This window comes from Pseudoalteromonas sp. Z1A8 (assembly GCF_011378855.1).
GTDB lineage: Bacteria > Pseudomonadota > Gammaproteobacteria > Enterobacterales > Alteromonadaceae > Pseudoalteromonas.
The window spans coordinates 88,912-107,380 of the sequence record NZ_WTLB01000002.1 but is presented as its reverse complement, the minus strand read 5'-3'; the positions used below and the strand labels follow the sequence as shown (position 1 = coordinate 107,380).

Sequence of the window (18,469 nt, the reverse complement as noted above, 5' to 3'; positions counted from 1 at the left end):
ACAAATTTCAATCCATAAAGATCAACACACCCTAGACTCGCATTTTGAAGTAGCTTTGGTATATACTATGCGCGTAGGTAAAAAGGTTTATCTATGCTTATTCACATCATTGCCAATTGTAGTACTTAATTGATTTCCAACTGAATACAATTATGTACTGTAATTGGTACTTTGATGACAACTTATTAGAATACATTTAAGGAATATTTTAAGTGCAAGCAATTATTAAAGAATTCAAACTAGGTCAACATACAGTGACTCTAGAAACTGGTGCAATCGCTCGTCAAGCTGACGGCGCTGTACTTGCAAGCATTGGCGACACTTCAGTTTTAGTAACTGTTGTTGGTAAGCGTGAAGCACAACCTGGCCAAGACTTTTTCCCACTAACAGTTAACTACCAAGAGCGTATGTACGCTGCTGGTCGTATCCCAGGTGGTTTCTTAAAGCGTGAAGGTCGTCCTAACGATGGCGAAACACTTATTGCACGTCTTATTGACCGTCCAATTCGTCCACTTTTCCCAAGCGGTTTTGTAAACGAAGTACAAGTTATTGCTACTGTTGTTTCTGTTAACCCTGAAATCCAACCTGATATGGTTGCGATGATCGGTACTTCAGCAGCACTTGCTATCTCTGGTATCCCGTTCAGTGGTCCAATTGGTGCATCTCGCGTTGGTTACATCAACGGCGAATACGTACTTAACCCTACATTAAAAGAGCTTGAAGAAAGCCAACTTGATTTAGTGGTAGCAGGTACAGATAAAGCTGTACTTATGGTTGAATCAGAAGCTAACGTACTTGCAGAAGACGTAATGCTTGGCGCTGTTGTATATGGTCATGAGCAATCTCAAGCGATCATCACTGCAATTGAGGAATTTAAAGCAGAAGCAGGCAAGCCTACTTGGGATTGGACTGCACCAGCTAAAAACGTTGCACTTGAAGATAAAGTAGCAGCAATTGCCGCTGATAAAGTAGGCGCAGCTTACTTAATTACTGATAAAGTAGCGCGTAAAGAAGCACTTGGCGTAGCTAAAGATGAAGTTGTTACAGTATTAACAGCTGAACTTGCTGAAGGCGAGTCTTTAGATAAGCAAGAAATTGGTAAAATCTTCGGTTCACTTGAGAAGAAAATCGTTCGTGGCCGTATCGCTTCTGGCGAAAAACGTATCGATGGTCGTGAACCAGATATGATTCGTGCACTAGACGTAATGACTGGCGTATTACCGCGTACTCACGGTTCTGCTATCTTTACTCGTGGCGAAACTCAAGCGTTAGTAACAGCTACACTTGGTACAGAACGTGATTCACAGTTAATCGACGATTTAACTGGTACTCATAAAAACCACTTTATGCTTAACTACAACTTCCCTCCATTCTGTGTAGGTGAAACTGGTTTTGTTGGTTCTCCTAAGCGTCGTGAAATCGGCCATGGTAACCTTGCTAAGCGTGGTATTGCTGCTGTAATGCCAACACTGACTGAATTCCCATATTCAATCCGTGTAGTATCTGAAATTACTGAATCAAACGGTTCATCTTCAATGGCTTCTGTGTGTGGTACTTCACTTGCACTTATGAATGCTGGTGTTCCAATTAAAGCGTCTGTTGCGGGTATCGCAATGGGTCTAGTTAAAGAAGACGATAAATTCGTTGTTCTTTCTGACATCTTAGGTGATGAAGATCACTTAGGTGACATGGACTTTAAAGTTGCTGGTACGGCTGCTGGTATTACAGCACTTCAAATGGATATCAAAATCGAAGGTATCACTCAAGAAATCATGCAAATTGCGCTTAAACAAGCAAAAGCTGCACGTTTACATATCTTAGAAGTGATGGACGAAGCGATTTCTGCTCCTTCTGAAGAGCTATCAATGTTTGCTCCTCGTATCTACACAATGAAGATCCCACAGAAGAAAATCGCTGAAGTTATCGGTAAAGGTGGCGCAACTATTCGTCAACTTACTGAAGAAACAGGTACAACGATTGAAATCGGTGATGACGGTACAATTAAAATTGCCGCTACAGATGGCGAAAGTGCAGCTAATGCAATTAGCCGTATTGAGCAATTAACAGCTGAACTTGAAGTAGGTACTATCTACGAAGGTAAAGTTGTACGTATCGTAGATTTTGGTGCGTTTGTAAACATTCTTCCTGGTAAAGATGGTCTAGTACATATTTCTCAAATTAGTACAGAGCGCGTTAACAACGTTGCTGATCACCTTTCTGAAGGTCAAGAAGTTAAAGTTAAAGTACTAGAAGTAGATCGCCAAGGCCGTGTACGTCTAAGTATTAAAGAAGCAATGGAATCAGCAGCACCTGCAGCTGACGCGCCAACTGACGCGTAATTGCTAACTTATTAATCTAGTTATATTAGCTAGATAGTAAAAAAGGGGCTGTTTAGCCCCTTTTTTTATGCTTTAATGAAACCTTATTAGACAAGGTCTGTCTTATATTAATCGCGATATATCTTGGTATTAAGGATTTTAATGATACTCAAACATTTAGCTTTGGCATCTTTTGCTATTTTGTCTTTAAGCGCTTGTCAAACTACAACAGAATCAGAACCAACCCCGATTGTTAATGTGCCTTTTACAGCACCGTTAGCTTCTGACTTTAGAAGTGAAATTGCTATTGCTCGTTACTCTGAATTATTAAACAGAGCCGACTTGAGCGAAGAACAACAAGCTAAGCTTTATTACGACCGAGGTGTACTTTTTGATAGCCTAGGTATGACTACTCTTTCGCGTATTGATTTTAATCGTGCAGTAAAACTCAAACCTGATTTAGCCGAAGTGTATAATTTTTTAGGTATTCAACACACGCTAATGCAGCAGTTCGAAAAAGCCTATGAGTTTTTTGATTCAGCTCTTGAGCTTGATGAAGAGCATGAATATGCTTATTTAAATAGAGGTATAGCCCTTTATTACGGTGATAGACCAAGCCTTGCTAAAAACGACTTTGATGAATTTTTAGCGCGCTCTCCAAATGATCCATACCGTGTGTTATGGGTTTATTTAGCAAGTGCACAAGAAGATAAAGTAGCAGCAATTGAGTCACTTAAAACGAATGCAACGGCACTTGATGAATCGCAATGGGCATATCAGTTAATCTCTCTTTATACGGGCGATATGACTGAGCATGCGTTTTTATCAGGCATTAGTGATGGTGTTAGGACTGAGCAAGAGTATGCGCAGCGTTTATGTGAAGCTTATTTTTACCTAGCTAAAATGCATCAAGCAGCGGGTGAACTGTATTTAGCATCCGATTATTTTAGGCTTGCGCTTGCGACTAACGTGCACGAGTTTATTGAATACAAATATGCGCGTTTAGAGCTTGAGTTGATGGAAGGTGTTGACGCAAGTTAAGCGTTTTAAATTAGTAGGTGTATTACTTTGTTGTTTGTTAATTACAGGCTCGAGTAATCATCTTGGCGCTATTGGCTTTTGGCATGTTTTAAATGCAAAAGCCAATGTGCTACAAAGTTACTGGAATTCACCCGTCTATTTCTCAGCTCATTTAGAGCAGTTACCAAATACCTCTTTAGCTGTACTCGCTCGCAATCAAATCTCTTCAGCACAATATATGTATTCTCTTAGGCTTATTAAAAAAGATCAGAGTGATACTGCAAAACAATTTTGGCTCTCTGGTATAAATGAGTTAACAATTTCAGAGCGTAAAATATTAGCAGCAAAGTTGTTTGAACAATCACGTTGGAGCGATCTAAAACTACTCGCTAGTAAAAATAAATTACCAGCAGGGGATGTGCTAAACCATCTGAAACTTCAATTAAAAGCACCTCAGAGTAAAATATCTACCGCGTTTATTAATGATCTTGGTTTTTCATCTTTAAAAAATATAAGTAAGCCTAATGCGCAATGTATGTTTAACGTGTTGACTATGAGCGACCACCGTAGTGGCTTATATAAACTTACTGAGTTTATTAATGCTTATAATAAACAACCAGAGCCTCGCGAAAATATTTTTTGCTTTTCAAAACCAGTTTACGTTGCAGGTATGCTTGAGTGCAAAAGTAATGTTAATCAGGTAGCAAAGTGTGACTGGCAATTATCTAAACTTAAAAACCAGCTTCCTAACAATTTTGATTTTATAGTGATGATGCCTAAAGACGGAACGGCTAATGTTACTAAGGGAACAATGTTAATAAACTCAAAAGCAAATTACAGTGTATTTTTGCATGAACTAATGCACTTTAACGGTTTTGAAGATGAATATGCATTACCTAAAACTAAACAAGCATGGCTGTGCACACAAAGTGGTTTTGTTGCACCTAACTTATTTGTTTCCCATGGTGAATCGCCGCCAGCCGGTTGGTATAGAGCAAAGAGTTGTCAGCTAGGTGGTATTGCTTATAAGCCTAGTGAAAAGTGGTCTATTATGCAGTATCAGCAGCTAGGGCTCTCGGTGCAGTATAGGAAGCTTTGGTTGAAGCATTTAGATATGACCAATGGTAATCCTTATCGCCATCCCAGCGCGCTTATATTTGCAAATAAGGCTACACTAAATTAAGTGTTATCAGTATTAATTAATTGTTCTTATGAGCTAAATAAAATGTTTGAAGTTGTATGAAAATCAGCCATGTGGAGTCGCTTTTTATAGACAAAATCAGTGTTTTTCAGTATAACTATAGTCATTAATGTCGTTTAAAAACAGGCAGTAAAAGCATCCCCTAGTTACCAAAATAGGGATGCCCTGATAAACTTATAATTATAAAAGGCCCTACACTATGACTTTGCTCTGGATACCCCTGTTATCCTTAATTGGCAGTGTTATTTCTGCATGCACCGGTAAGTTATCTCGTAATCAAAGCGCAGGCCTAACGGCTGTTGCTCCTTTGATTGCTTTGGGTATTACTTTATACCATGCACCTGCAGTTTTAGCGGGCGAAACCATTCGTTACTCATTATCATGGATCCCGTCATTAGGGCTCGATTTATCCTTGCGCTTAGATGGCCTCAGTTTATTGTTTATGTTTATGATTTTAGGCATAGGCTTGCTTGTCATCCTCTACACGCGTTACTACCTCAGTGCTAACGACTCAATGGCTAAGTTATATAGTTATTTAATGTTGTTTATGACCGCAATGCTCGGCATTGTTATGTCTAACAACGTTATTCAACTTTGGTTGTTTTGGGAATTAACTAGCATCAGCTCATTTTTATTAATTAGTTTTTGGTGGCATAAGTCAGAAGCACGCAAGGGCGCGCGTATGGCTCTGGCGGTTACCGGGGCAGGCGGCTTAGCATTACTTGCAGGCTTGATGCTCCTAGGTGATATTGTTGGTAGTTACGACTTAGATGTAATTTTAGTAAGCAAAGCAATAATTCAATCTCACGATTTATACGAACTTGCCTTGGTACTTGTATTACTCGGTGCGTTTACAAAGTCGGCACAATTCCCATTCCACTTTTGGCTACCACATGCAATGGCAGCACCTACGCCAGTGAGTGCGTATTTACATTCTGCAACCATGGTGAAAGCCGGTATATTTTTATTAGCGCGTTTTTATCCTGCATTGGCAGGCACCGATACGTGGTTTATTCTTGTAGGATTAACAGGGTTAGCTACATTGTTGTTTGGTGCTTATATAGCCTTATTTAAACATGATTTAAAAGGGCTGCTAGCCTATTCAACAATAAGTCACTTAGGTTTAATAACGCTATTATTAGGGCTTGATACTGAGCTTGCGACTGTTGCCGCTATTTTTCATATAATTAACCATGCAACCTTTAAAGCGTCGCTATTTATGGCTGTGGGTATTATTGACCATGAAACAGGCACCCGAGACATGCGCAAACTTAACGGCATGTGGCGATTCTTACCTTATACGGCCACACTTGCAATGGTCGCGGCTGCATCAATGGCAGGCGTGCCTTTACTTAACGGCTTTTTATCTAAAGAAATGTTTTTTGCAGAAACACTGCACCAACAAGTACTAGGCTCTATGTCATGGTTAATACCGGTATTGGCTACGATTGCGGGTGCATTTTCGGTCGCGTATTCTGCGCGCTTTATCCATGATGTGTTTTTTAATGGCGACCCAATTGATTTACCGCGTACTCCTCATGAACCTCCGCGTTACATGCGTGTACCGATAGAAATCCTTGTTGTAATTTGTTTGCTTGTGGGTATGTTCCCGCACTTTATCGTCGGCGGTATTTTATCTTCAGCATCTTCAGCTGTATTAGGCAAAGCAATGCCCGATTATGTAGTGGCTTTATGGCATGGCTTTAACTTACCGCTACTGATGAGTGCCATGGCTGTGGCAGGTGGTTTGTTTATTTATATTAATCGTCGATATTTATTTCAGTTCCAAGCTTCGTTACCGCCACTCAATGCTAAAAAAACCTTTGAGCGCGCTGTTTTATCGATGGTCGCGTGGTGCCAATCAAGAATCAGTCACATTGAAAATGGCTCTCTACAACGTTACTTAGTTATTATGTTAGGCGTTGTATTACTGTGTGCAGGTTGGCCATTATTTGAAATGCGAGAACTGGCAGGTACTATGCCGCGCACACCGGTAGATGTTCATAATGCAATTGGCGCAGGTTTATTAATAATAGGTGCAATAGCTACCGTTATTTGGCATCGTTCGCGAGTCGTTGCACTGCTAATGATTTCAATAGTGGGGTTAATGGTATCGGTGGCGTTTACACGTTTTTCGGCCCCTGATTTAGCCCTTACTCAATTAACAGTAGAAGTTGCTACCGTTATTTTACTTATGTTGGCGCTATTCTTTTTGCCGCAACATACCCCAAAAGAGTCAAGTTCATTACGTGTATTGCGCGACTTAGGCATTGCCTCAACATTAGGTGTTGTTATTGCAAGTATTTGCTATGCATTGCTTACTCGCCCACTTGATTCAATTTCTGACTTCTTTATTGCTAACGCTAAAACAGGCGGTGGTGGTACCAATGTGGTAAACGTTATTTTGGTTGATTTTAGGGGCTTTGATACGCTTGGAGAAATTACCGTTTTAGGTATTGCTGCACTGGGTATATTTAAAGTACTTTCGAGAATCCCACTATTTATGCCAGCCAGTGATGGAGAGGGCAGACCTTGGGCACGAGAGCGCCATCCTATTTTGTTAGCCAGTATTTCACACAGCTTATTACCACTTGCATTGTTGGTATCGGCTTATATTTTCTTACGTGGGCACAACCTTCCGGGCGGTGGCTTTATAGCAGGCTTGGTGACGTCTATTGCCTTTATTTTACAATATATGGCACATGGTTCGGCGTGGATCAGCGAACGTTTTGGTGTTAACTATCGAAAAATTATTGCGTCAGGTATTGGTATCGCACTATTTACTGGGGTAGGAAGTTGGTTCTTTGATAAGCCATTTTTAACCACATGGTTTGATTATTTTGATATTCCATTTATAGGTAAAACAGAGCTTGCCAGTGCCATTGTATTTGACCTAGGTGTTTACCTAACCGTGGTAGGTGCTACGTTAATGATTTTAGCAAGCTTAGGTAATATGACAGCAGATACCCAGAAAAAAGAGGTAAATATTTAATGGAATTATTGTACGCATCTTGCGTTGGAGTATTGGTCAGTTGCGGTATATTTTTACTGCTTAGAGCTCGTACGTTTCCTGTTGTACTTGGGCTTACTATGATTTCATACGCTGTTAACTTATTTTTGTTTTCAGCGGGTCGTCTTACTATAAATAAAGCGGTGGTATTGGGTACTGGTACAGATTATGCCGATCCTTTGCCACAAGCCTTAGTACTTACTGCAATAGTGATTGGCTTTGCAATGACCGCCTTTGTGGTTATTTTAGCAATACGTGGGCGCGCCGATTTAGGCAGTGACCATGTTGACGGCCATTTAGTAAAAAGTGCAGCTGAAAGTAAGGAGCAAAAATGATTCAACATTTAGCTTCTCTCCCTATTTTACTGCCTATGCTAGCAGCCGTTATTTTACTGCTACCACCATGTGGAAAAAGTTTACATATTCGTCGTATTGCGTCGTCCATTATGGCAATTATCACATTTGCTATTAGCGTACTTCTTTTAATACACGTACATAATACGGGTATTAACGTTTATGCAATCGGTAACTGGTCAGCACCATTTGGTATTGTGCTTGTAGCCGACATGCTTTCTACGCTTTTGGTTGCACTTACATCGTTACTTGGCCTAGGTGTTATTTTATATAGCTGTGCTGGTGATGATGCTAAGGGGAACTTTTTTCACCCACTTGTTCACTTTTTAGTGTTAGGCGTTAACGGTGCTTTTTTGACCGGTGATTTATTTAACGTATTTGTATTTTTTGAAGTATTACTTATAGCGTCTTATTCATTACTTATGCATGCGGGCGATAAACAAAATACACGCGCGGCGCTGCAATATGTAATATTAAACTTAGTTGGTTCAAGCGTATTTTTAATTGGCTTGGGTATTTTATACGGTGTACTTGGTACATTAAATATTGCGGATATGGCTCAAAAAGTCTCATTATTAACAGGTGACGACGTATATTTAGCTAAAGCAGGTGGTTTATTACTGTTAGTTGTATTTGCACTTAAGAGCGCACTATTACCACTACACTTATGGTTGCCAAATACTTATGCAAGCGCAAAACCTGTTGTCGCTGCGCTGTTTGCAATTATGACTAAGGTAGGCGTTTATGCCATGTTACGTGTATATACCGTAATATTTGGTGAGCAAGCGGGTTTGCTTGAGCACATGGCCCAGCCTTGGTTATGGGGCTTAGCAATTGCGACCATTATTGTAGGCGCTATAGGCGTTGTGGCAGCGCAAGACTTACGTAAGCTCACCGCAAATTTGGTTGTAGTATCGGTAGGAACTTTGGTTGCTCTTGTTGCACTACAAAACATAAATGCAACAGCTGCGCTTTTATACTATTTAGTACATTCAACGCTTGTATGTGCGGCGCTCTTTTTATTGGCCGATTTAATTGCAACTCAGCGAGGTAAAGCTGCCGACAGACTAGTTGGTGGACGCATGGTTAATCAGCCATTCCTGCTGGGAGGATGCTTTATTATTGCTGCGTTAACCGTAGCTGGCATGCCGCCTCTATCGGGTTTTATAGGCAAAATATGGATTCTTAAAACCACTTTAAATAGTGAGCAAGCCCAGTTGTTTTGGCCTGTTTATTTAATTATGAGCTTTGTATTACTCATTGCGCTTTCGCGCGCGGGTACTAGCTTGTTTTGGGAACGTAAAGACAGAAAAAATGAAAATTCAGATGGCGTAAATGCGCATCCACTGCAAGTAATAGTAATTATTGGATTACTGGCTTGTTCGCCATTGTTAGTTATTTTCGGCGGTCCAATAAGCGAATACATGCTTGATGCAGCCACGCAGTTGCACGATATAAGCGGTGGTATTAACGCTGTAATTAGAGGAGGTGTGTAATGAGATTACAAGCCCGTTATCGTTGGTTACCTACACCGTTTAGAAGTGTATTCTTATTTGTAATATGGTTATTACTAAATAATAGCGTATCGGCAGGGCATTTAGTGCTGGCAACTTTTTTTGCCATATTTATACCGCTGCTAAGTTTTTCGCTACGCGACCCTCAGCCACTTATTTTAAAGCCTGGTTTAGCGTTCAAGCAGTTGATTATAGTGCTTTACGATATTGTTGTGGCTAATTTACAAGTTGCTTTATTAATAATGGGGCCTGCAAAAAAGTTACGCCCTGCATTTATAAAAGTCCCTATAGATTTAATGCATGATATGCCAATTACAATACTCGCTAGCTGTGTTTCATTAACACCTGGTACGGTTAGCGCCGAGATTTACCCTATTCCAGAATCACTCGCGGAAGGGGAAGAACCAACTCAACGCTATTTATTAATACATGTGCTCGATTTAAAAGATGAAGAAGCACTAATTAAGCAGATTAAACAACGCTACGAAGCTCCACTAAAGGAGATATTTCAATGTTAGACACTGTATTACTCATTGTTTTTTCGATGATTGGCTTATCATTATTGCTTAATTTATGGCGATTGATCATTGGTCCATCAGTGCCTGATCGTGTTTTAGCGCTCGATACAATGTACATTAACGTCATTGCACTGATTATTTTATATAGCATTAGTATGGATACAGGGCTTTATTTTGAAGCTGCACTGCTTATTGCCATGCTAGGTTTCATAAGTACAGTTGCAGTGTGTAAGTATTTACTACGTGGCGATATAATTGAATAAGGTGAAAACATGATCAGCGAATGGGTTGTATCAATATTATTGTTATTTGGTGGTACGTTTATTTTAATTGGCTCAATAGGCTTAGTTAAACTACCTGACTTTTTTATGCGTTTGCATGGGCCAACTAAAGCAACAACGTTGGGCATGGCAAGTATGCTAATTGCAGCTATGGTTTATTTTGCAAATTCAGGGCATGGCCTAAGTGTTAAAGAAATACTCATTACTATATTTTTACTAATTACGGCACCGATTAGTGGTTACATGCTAATAAAGTCAGCTATTCATCATAAGCTAAAAGCCAAAGAAGGCACTAAAGGCCTAGATAATGTAGAAGACGATTAACATAAAAATATATTTATAAAAGGCCGAATAAATTCATTTTACTCGGCCTTTTTAGTGATTGCTTGTACCCTTTACAAGACTAATTAATAATGTAACTATAAAACGATTATTTATATGAAAGGATATTATTATGGGTAAGGTACTACTTTTATCATTACTGATTTTTTCTAGTAGTTTATATGCTGAACAAAATACTAAGCAGCAAAAAATAGATGAACTTATTAGTGTAATGAATTTAGATTCAATGGTTGACTCTATGTACGGCCAGGTTGAAGGTATGATGAAAGGCATGTCAGACCAAATGGGCGTTAAGCCTTCTGAGCAGCCAATTTTTGATAAATACTACGCAGATATGACAGCAGTATTAAAAACGCAAATGAGCTGGGCTAAAATGCAGCCAATGATGGTTAACGTGTACGACAAGCATTTTAATGAACAAGAAATTGCCGATATGTTAGCTTTTTATAAAACAGATACTGGGCAAAAAATACTCGCTAAAATGCCAGTTGTAATGCAAGAATCTATGCAAATGTCACAAAGCTTAATGCAAGATGCAATGCCTAAAATACAAGCTTTAGCGCAGCAACTAAGTGACGAATTAAAAGTATCTCGCGAGGGTGAAAATAAGTAAGGCTGATATTTATCTAAACTTTTATTTTTCATCACATGGGCAGGGTTTACCAATATGGTAGCCCTGTACATAGTTAACACCGATAGTCTCAAGTATTTGGTTAATCTGTTCATTCTCTACAAACTCTGCAATGGTCTGCATTCCCATCATATGGGCTATTTCATTAATAGATTTGACTATTTGTTGATCTACTTGGCTGCGTTCAATATTTTTAATTAAACTGCCATCTATTTTAAGATAATCAGCTGGTAGGTTTTTTAAATATTCGTAAGTAGACGCGCCACTGCCAAAATCATCGATTGCGAACTTAATACCAAGTACTTTCATCTCTCTTATAAAATTTTGAACTTTAGTTATCTGAGATATAGCAGCTGTTTCGGTGATTTCAAAACAAATATTCTTAGCATTGATATCACTTTTTTTTATGAGTTTAATTATGTGTTGTACAAACGCCTCATTACTTAGGCTAATCCCAGATAAGTTAATAGATACAAGGGTATTATTATCAGGGAAAAACTCTCTATATCTCACTAATAAAGTACTCACTACCCATTGATCTATTAATGTTATTAAGCCATTTTTTTCTGCAGCTGGAATAAATAAATCAGGGGGAATTAGTTTATTATCAAGCGCTTTAAAGCGAATTAAAATTTCGTAGTGGGCTTGTTCACTTATAGAAGAGCTTAGTGGAGCTATTTGCTGTTTAACTAAAAAAAACTGATTATTAGTAATAGCTTGGCTAATATTCGCAATATAGCCTATTTGAAGTGCTTCGTTGTATAAACTATTGTTACCGTGATCGGTAATATAAACACGACCTCGGCCTAGTTCTTTAGCTTTATAGCACGCTAGATCTGCTTTACTAAGTAACTCTGTCGCATTTAGTCCATATGTTATAGGCACCATACCTATACTAATACCTGAGTCAAAAATTCGTTCATTCCATATAAACTTATAGCTTCTAATCGTACTAATTATTTTTTCACAGGTGAGCTGAGCTTGCTCTAAAGTTGAATCATTAACTAATAAAGCAAATTCGTCCCCGCCTAAACGTGCAAGTAAGTCTTTATTAGTAATGCTTTGCTTTATAAGTGTCGCGACTTCACATAACATGGCATCACCAACTAGGTGACCTGCGCTGTCATTAACTAATTTGAAGCGGTCTAAATCGAGTATACATAAAAAGCGTGGAGCTTGATTATTTTGCTTATTAGATAAGTAAGCTTTCAGTTTTTCATTAAAGGTTTGGCGATTTATAAGCCCAGTAAGTTGGTCATAGCTTGCTTGATATACGACTCGTTCCGAAAGCTGATGTTGCTGTGTGATATCCTTAATTATTCCGCGGTAACCCGAAAAATTACTGTTTTGATCAAAGGTTGGCTTAGCCACGAGCATTAAAATTTTAAGATCTTTACTGGATAATTTTATTTTTATAATTAGGTTTTTTATTTTATTTTTTTTCTCAGTAGCTACTTTATAATTTTCCCAAGGAAACTCAATATTATTGTTATTTTTCAATAATGACTCAAAGGTATGATTAAGCATTTTTTGCTGAGATAAATTAAAAAATAACGTTGTATTACCAGAAATATAGCAAAGTTCACCTAATTGATTTGTTTCCCAAAATACATTTGCGCCAGCTTGAGCTAAGTCTTTATAACGCTGTTGATTTATATTTAATATTTTTTGGTTTTGCTTTGTACGTCGAATTATTTCAGCCATTAATATAATGATGCACAGTGCTGTGCTAAATGCTGTAATAGTAAGCCAAACGTAGGTTTTGTACTTTTTATAAAAGCTTGTTTTTTGATTAATAAGAACTTTAGGTGTGGGGGTTAAAGCTAAATTAATACCAATTTCTTCTAATTTTCCAACATCTAAAACCCATATGCTTTGCGCCTGTAAAATAGGCTGTAACAGTGAAGCCTCAGTACCATTTAATATTTTCTTAATGAGCTGACTCGTCTGCATTGCGTGCTGAATACCGTCAAGTTCGTGTGCGCCAGTTGCGCCATTATTTAACGTAACTTTTGCAATAGTGAATATGGGTCTAGTAGTATGCTTAGCTAGTAAAGAGCTACTCTCGCTCCAGCGAATAAGTTCATTTCTTTGATTGGGATTAATGAGTTGTCCGATCACCAGTATTGGAATGTTTTTAGAGTATGGGGTAAGTGTTGTTGCAATATCTATTTCATTTAAATCGATGACCTCATAAATATGTTTAGGTGCTTTTGGGTCCTTATTAATTGCTCTAATTTTATTTAAGTTTATTTTACCGGTTATACTGCTGTCGGAAATAACAATTAACTGTTCTTTCCCCGTCATTCTCTTTATATCGAATACTGTTTGGGCAAGGTTTCTATTTTCGAAAACACCTGTCATGTTTTTTTTTGCTAAAATTTCAGGTGTAACTTGGTTAATACCACTGTATACAATTGGTAATGAAGGGAAAAATGTAGCCCTGTGACCTGTCACCCACTCGAGTGCAGAGTCATCTGTTACAGCAATAAGGCTTAAATTAGTAGATATGTATTTGTGTTGGAGGTAGGTCAAAAATTGTTCTTTAAATTTTCCTTGAGGATAGCGCTTAGCATCCATAAATTCATGGAATAAATGCGTACTTTTTTCTTCTTTAAAAGAATCTTCAAATCCTTTTTTAAGCATACTGGTCCACTCATGCTCACTATGATAAGAATGAATGATCAGAATATTATTTTTAGCATTTTCTGCTATGCCTAGATTGCTATATAGGCAACCTATAAAAATGATAAGGTATTTTAGCAAAACATAAAATAATCAATTTGTTAGGGAGTTTATAGTATGCGTTTAATTGCACTATATCCAACTTTCGATTAAAAATACGAGTTAAGTTTATACTATTATATTTTTTGTAGGGAAAAGTCATTGCATTTTAATGATGCTATTGACCTATGTGTTGCACCTAGGTTTATTATGAAACTACTGAAACATGACGGAGCTAAATTATGTATGTTAAACAACTCGCCAAGTTAATGGGCGTGACTGCCGATACTGTTCGTCATTACACGCGTGTTGGGTTACTTAATCCAATACGCAGTGAAGAAAATGGCTATCAAGAATATACAAAGCGAGACCAGCAACGTTTAAAGTTTATTATTAGCTCTCGTCAACTTGGTTTTTCACTCAAAGATATTCAACAGATTATAGGCGAGTCAGAGCAGGGGAATTGTCCTTGTCCGTTAACGCGTAAACTCATTACTAAACGCCTAGAAGAAACCGAAGCACTATTTCAAGAAACATTAAAATTACGAAACAGAATGCATGCAGCTCTGGAGCAATGGGATACATCAGCCGATGGTGCAAATACCAGTGACGTGTGTAGTTTAATAGAATCTTTTGTTGATCCAATAAACGATTCTGCAAATAAGGAGCAGCGTAATGACGACTAATACAAAAGACACCGCGCAAAACTTTATTATTGAAGGTGCTAATTGTGGCAGTTGTGTGGCCAAAATTGAAAAAGCCCTCAATAGTGTTCAAGGTGCGCAAAGCGTAGAAATGAACTTTGCTGAGCGTACTGTACGTGTAGAAGGTAAAGCCGACGAAAGCACGCTTATTAAAGCAGTCGAAAACATTGGTTATTCAGCTAAGCCAATGAGTAACGAATCTGATCAAGATGCACTTGATGAAAAAGCAAAGTCAGACGAGGCACATTACAAAAAGCTAATGCGTAATATGATATTAGCGTTAGGAGTCGGTACACCGTTAATGATATACGGGCTTATTTTTGACATGAGTGTAACCACCGACACACAACGAATAGCGTGGTTTTTAGTGGGTATAGTCACGCTTGTAGTTATGGCTATATCAGGTAAACAATTTTACAACGGCGCATGGCAAGCATTTAAAAACCATGCGGCAAATATGGATACATTAATAGCGCTTGGTACAGGTACTGCGTGGTTGTATTCGATGTTTGTAGTAATCGCACCAAATTTATTACCAGAAGTCGCAAGACACGTATATTTTGAAGCGTCATCGATGATCATCGGTTTAATTAGTTTAGGGCTCGCTTTTGAAGTAAAAGCACGTGGGCGAACCTCACAGGCAATTAAACGCTTAATTGGTCTGCAACCAAAAACTGCACGCGTAATACGCGATGATCAAGAGCAAGACATCGACATTAGTGATGTTGTAAAAAATGATGAAGTACGTGTTCGCCCGGGTGAAAAAATCCCTGTAGATGGCGACGTTATTGAAGGCAGCAGTACGGTTGATGAGTCAATGCTTACTGGTGAGCCAATGCCTGCCCGCAAAAAAACGGGCGACAAAGTCGTTGCCGGAAGTATTAATAAAAGTGGCACTTTATTATTTAAAGCCACGCACATTGGTAGCGAAACCACACTTGCCAATATTATCAATATGGTAAAGCGTGCACAAAACTCTAAGCCATCAATAGGGCGCTTAGCTGATGTTATATCAGGGATATTTGTACCAACAGTCATGATTATAGCAGTACTTGCTGGCCTTGCATGGTTAAACTTTGGACCTGAGCCATCAATTGCTTATGCCGTTGTTGCTGTAACCACGGTACTTATTATTGCTTGTCCTTGTGCGCTGGGACTCGCAACCCCTATGTCGGTTATGGTGGGTATTGGTAAAGCCGCTGAGTCGGGAATATTAATTCGAAATGGCGAGTCGCTGCAAACTACATCTAAAATCACCACCATGATTTTAGATAAAACAGGCACTATTACTCAAGGCACACCGCAAGTTACCGATGTGGTTACATTTAACAACAGCGACGAAAATACAGTAATGCAATGTGTTGCAAGCCTTGAAAGTAGCTCAGAGCATCCACTGGCTGAAGCAATTACGGCATACGCTAAAAAGCATGGCTTAACACTGAGTAAAGTTACCGACTTTGATGCCATTACAGGTAAAGGCGTAACTGGCAGTGTTGACGGGCAAACATTGTTATTTGGCAACAAAGCGCTAATGGATAAATACAATGTGAGTGTTGATGATGCAACCGAGCAAGCTCAAACACTTGCCAGTGATGCTAAAACGCCCATGTATTTTGCAAGTAATAATAAGCTCCACGCTATTATTGCTGTAGCAGATCCTATTAAAGAGGATTCAGTAGAAGCGATTAAACGCCTGCAAAATAAAGGTATCCACCTAGTTATGCTAACTGGTGACAACAAAGCCACTGCACAAGCTGTTGCTAAGCAAGTTGGTATTGATGACTTTATTGCAGAAGTAATGCCCGATGACAAAGTAAACGAAGTAACAAAACGCCAAGCCAATGGTGAAATAGTGGGTATGACTGGTGACGGTATTAACGATGCTCCCGCACTTGCGCAAGCCGATGTAGGCTTTGCAATTGGTACAGGTACTGATGTAGCAATAGAAAGTGCAGACATTACCTTAATGCGTGGCTCGTTACATGGCCTTGCTGATGCAATTGCCGTGAGTAATGCAACTATTTCAAATATTAAACAAAACCTATTTGGTGCCTTTATTTATAACGTGGCGGGTATTCCGATTGCAGCCGGCGTGTTGTATCCATTTTTTGGCATATTACTTAACCCCGTTGTAGCAGGAGCTGCTATGGCACTTTCATCGCTTACTGTGGTAAGTAACGCTAATCGCTTACGTTTTTTCAAACCAAATAAATCGTAATTTAAGCTAAGGAGTACATTATGTTGATGATTAATATAGGTGGTGCACTGTTAATAGCCGCAATTATTTATTGGTTTTGGCTATACAAACCAGAGCAAACACAAAGTGATGACAATAAAGTAACGATAGTCGTTGATAACGGTATCTATAAGCCTGGCCATATTCAAGTGGCTGCCAACAAAGAGGTTGTACTTACCTTTGATAGAAAAGACAGCGCACCGTGCGCCGAAACAGTGATATTTCCACAGCTTGATATAAGTAAAGCTCTGGCAATGGGTGATGGTAATACAGTTAAACTACCTGCGCTTGAAGCTGGTGAATATGACTTTCATTGCCAAATGCAAATGTACAAAGGTAAGCTAGTTGCGCAGTAACCTGAACTAAGTAGGTGTTGGGGTCGTATAGTTGCTTTATATAAGCTGTGATATTAGCAGGAGTCGCTATATTAAATGAATAAATTAAACCCTAAAAAATTATTGAATAGTAAATGGACCGCAACACCTGCTATAAATAAAGAAAAGCACTTTATTATTGTTGAGGTGGAATTTGATGAAGACGGCAATGTAATTGAGTGTATTACCGAGGCTGTTATGTCAAAAAATCAATATCCAATTAGTTGGCGAGATTTAAAAGACAACCAAAAGTGGCTACAAGGGTGGAAGTAGTTTAAATCTATATAATTTACCTCCCTCAAATAGTGGCACTTTTAGCGGTACTTTTGCAGATGGCTGGCACACGATGTAGGTTTGCTTAACTCAAGCGAACCTATATTTTACGGCGCATTAAGTTATGAACTCAATGCTATAACTTAGCTTTCACATTGCAACCTTTCTAGATAAATTCGCCATTTGGCAACAAAACAGTTAATTTCAAAATATCACTTCACAATTTTTATAAAATACCTCAAAAAAATATAACTATCTAATTTTAAATAAGTTTATTTTTTAATAAACTTGAATAAATCCTATGTAATTTCCATGTTCATATTCAGTTTATTTTGAAGACGAACCTAAATGCTCCCGTCACTGGCTTTTTAGCTAAAGTGTGTCTTTTTAATTAAAGTTAACTTATTGATTTATATTGGCTTATTTTTTTTAGTTAAATGACTGTTGCTAAAAAGCAACAAAAGCATCTCCCCAAATTTAGCTTCTCTCGCTTTATATTGTTTAACCCATTGTTTTTAAATAACAAATAAAAAGTGGCATCGAAGTTGTAATACCAAGAGTGTATTAAGCAAAACGTGATGAAAGCCAAAGGCCTTAATCGCAACAACCCAATGAAGGAATACTATTATGAAAACATTTCAATCAACATTAGTACTAATGGCGCTAGCTTCTTCATCAGCGGCTTTTGCAGCAACAGATTTTGATACGCTAGACGTAGATGGTAATGGCGCAATCAGCCAAGCCGAAGCTTCAGTAGATGCTGAGCTTTTAAGCAAATTTGAAGAACTCGATACAAACCAAGATGGTGAGCTATCTGAAGATGAGTTTTCTAAGGCCTAAAATTAAAGCCTTAAGCAGTTAATGCTCTGTGATGTTATCTAAATTCTGAGTTGCCAAAGACAACCTAAGTAGGCAAGGGAGCCTACTAAAAAGAATAACCAGGAAGTGACTAGAGAACACTATTGAGCAA

General features: G+C 38.5%; 16 protein-coding genes. 15 read left to right on the top strand and 1 reads right to left on the bottom strand.

Annotation, left to right across the window (positions count from 1 at the left end):
• Positions 1–212 precede the first annotated feature (212 nt).
• From pnp to GQR55_RS01355, 10 genes are all read left to right on the top strand, one after another.
• Positions 213–2,339: a polyribonucleotide nucleotidyltransferase gene (pnp, locus tag GQR55_RS01400; protein ID WP_121954717.1), complete on the top strand. Its 2,127-nt coding sequence runs from the start codon at positions 213–215 to the stop codon at positions 2,337–2,339.
• Between the two features lie 141 nt (positions 2,340–2,480).
• Positions 2,481–3,359, top strand: coding sequence for a lipoprotein NlpI (gene nlpI, locus GQR55_RS01395; RefSeq protein ID WP_166419162.1), 879 nt, complete (start codon positions 2,481–2,483; stop codon positions 3,357–3,359).
• Positions 3,346–4,521, top strand: coding sequence for a hypothetical protein (locus GQR55_RS01390; RefSeq protein ID WP_166419161.1), 1,176 nt, complete (start codon positions 3,346–3,348; stop codon positions 4,519–4,521). The genes nlpI and GQR55_RS01390 overlap by 14 nt, the downstream gene beginning before the upstream one ends.
• Positions 4,522–4,738: 217 nt before the next feature.
• Positions 4,739–7,531 (top strand): monovalent cation/H+ antiporter subunit A, encoded by a 2,793-nt coding sequence (locus GQR55_RS01385; RefSeq protein WP_166419160.1) that lies wholly within the window; start codon positions 4,739–4,741, stop codon positions 7,529–7,531.
• Positions 7,531–7,884 (top strand): Na+/H+ antiporter subunit C, encoded by a 354-nt coding sequence (locus tag GQR55_RS01380; RefSeq protein WP_149594532.1) that lies wholly within the window; start codon positions 7,531–7,533, stop codon positions 7,882–7,884. The genes GQR55_RS01385 and GQR55_RS01380 overlap by 1 nt, the downstream gene beginning before the upstream one ends.
• A complete protein-coding gene (locus tag GQR55_RS01375; protein ID WP_166419159.1) occupies positions 7,881–9,398 on the top strand; it encodes a monovalent cation/H+ antiporter subunit D in 1,518 nt (505 codons plus the stop codon). The genes GQR55_RS01380 and GQR55_RS01375 overlap by 4 nt, the downstream gene beginning before the upstream one ends.
• Positions 9,398–9,934, top strand: a complete 537-nt coding sequence (locus GQR55_RS01370) for a Na+/H+ antiporter subunit E (RefSeq protein ID WP_166419158.1) — start codon at positions 9,398–9,400, stop codon at positions 9,932–9,934. The genes GQR55_RS01375 and GQR55_RS01370 overlap by 1 nt, the downstream gene beginning before the upstream one ends.
• Positions 9,928–10,197: a K+/H+ antiporter subunit F gene (locus tag GQR55_RS01365; RefSeq protein ID WP_007378493.1), complete on the top strand. Its 270-nt coding sequence runs from the start codon at positions 9,928–9,930 to the stop codon at positions 10,195–10,197. The genes GQR55_RS01370 and GQR55_RS01365 overlap by 7 nt, the downstream gene beginning before the upstream one ends.
• A 9-nt stretch (positions 10,198–10,206) precedes the next feature.
• Positions 10,207–10,539, top strand: coding sequence for a Na+/H+ antiporter subunit G (locus tag GQR55_RS01360; RefSeq protein ID WP_007585525.1), 333 nt, complete (start codon positions 10,207–10,209; stop codon positions 10,537–10,539).
• Positions 10,540–10,669: 130 nt separating this feature from the next.
• A complete protein-coding gene (locus GQR55_RS01355) occupies positions 10,670–11,170 on the top strand; it encodes a DUF2059 domain-containing protein (RefSeq protein WP_165742258.1) in 501 nt (166 codons plus the stop codon).
• A gap of 21 nt (positions 11,171–11,191) precedes the next feature.
• Here the strand turns inward: GQR55_RS01355 and GQR55_RS01350 are convergent, their stop codons facing one another.
• Positions 11,192–13,834: an EAL domain-containing protein gene (locus tag GQR55_RS01350; RefSeq protein WP_166419157.1), complete on the bottom strand. Its 2,643-nt coding sequence runs from the start codon at positions 13,832–13,834 to the stop codon at positions 11,192–11,194.
• A gap of 320 nt (positions 13,835–14,154) precedes the next feature.
• Here GQR55_RS01350 and GQR55_RS01345 point away from each other — a divergent pair, with 320 nt between their 5' ends.
• From GQR55_RS01345 to GQR55_RS01325, 5 genes are all read left to right on the top strand, one after another.
• Complete coding sequence (locus GQR55_RS01345) at positions 14,155–14,598, top strand: MerR family transcriptional regulator (RefSeq protein ID WP_165741484.1); 444 nt, start codon at positions 14,155–14,157, stop codon at positions 14,596–14,598.
• Positions 14,588–16,834: a heavy metal translocating P-type ATPase gene (locus GQR55_RS01340; RefSeq protein WP_165741482.1), complete on the top strand. Its 2,247-nt coding sequence runs from the start codon at positions 14,588–14,590 to the stop codon at positions 16,832–16,834. The genes GQR55_RS01345 and GQR55_RS01340 overlap by 11 nt, the downstream gene beginning before the upstream one ends.
• 20 nt (positions 16,835–16,854) lie before the next feature.
• Positions 16,855–17,208, top strand: a complete 354-nt coding sequence (locus tag GQR55_RS01335; protein WP_165728929.1) for a cupredoxin domain-containing protein — start codon at positions 16,855–16,857, stop codon at positions 17,206–17,208.
• 75 nt (positions 17,209–17,283) lie between these two features.
• Positions 17,284–17,499, top strand: a complete 216-nt coding sequence (locus GQR55_RS01330) for a TIGR02450 family Trp-rich protein (protein WP_002958506.1) — start codon at positions 17,284–17,286, stop codon at positions 17,497–17,499.
• 627 nt (positions 17,500–18,126) lie between these two features.
• Complete coding sequence (locus GQR55_RS01325) at positions 18,127–18,339, top strand: calmodulin (RefSeq protein ID WP_007585535.1); 213 nt, start codon at positions 18,127–18,129, stop codon at positions 18,337–18,339.
• Positions 18,340–18,469: the final 130 nt, after the last annotated feature.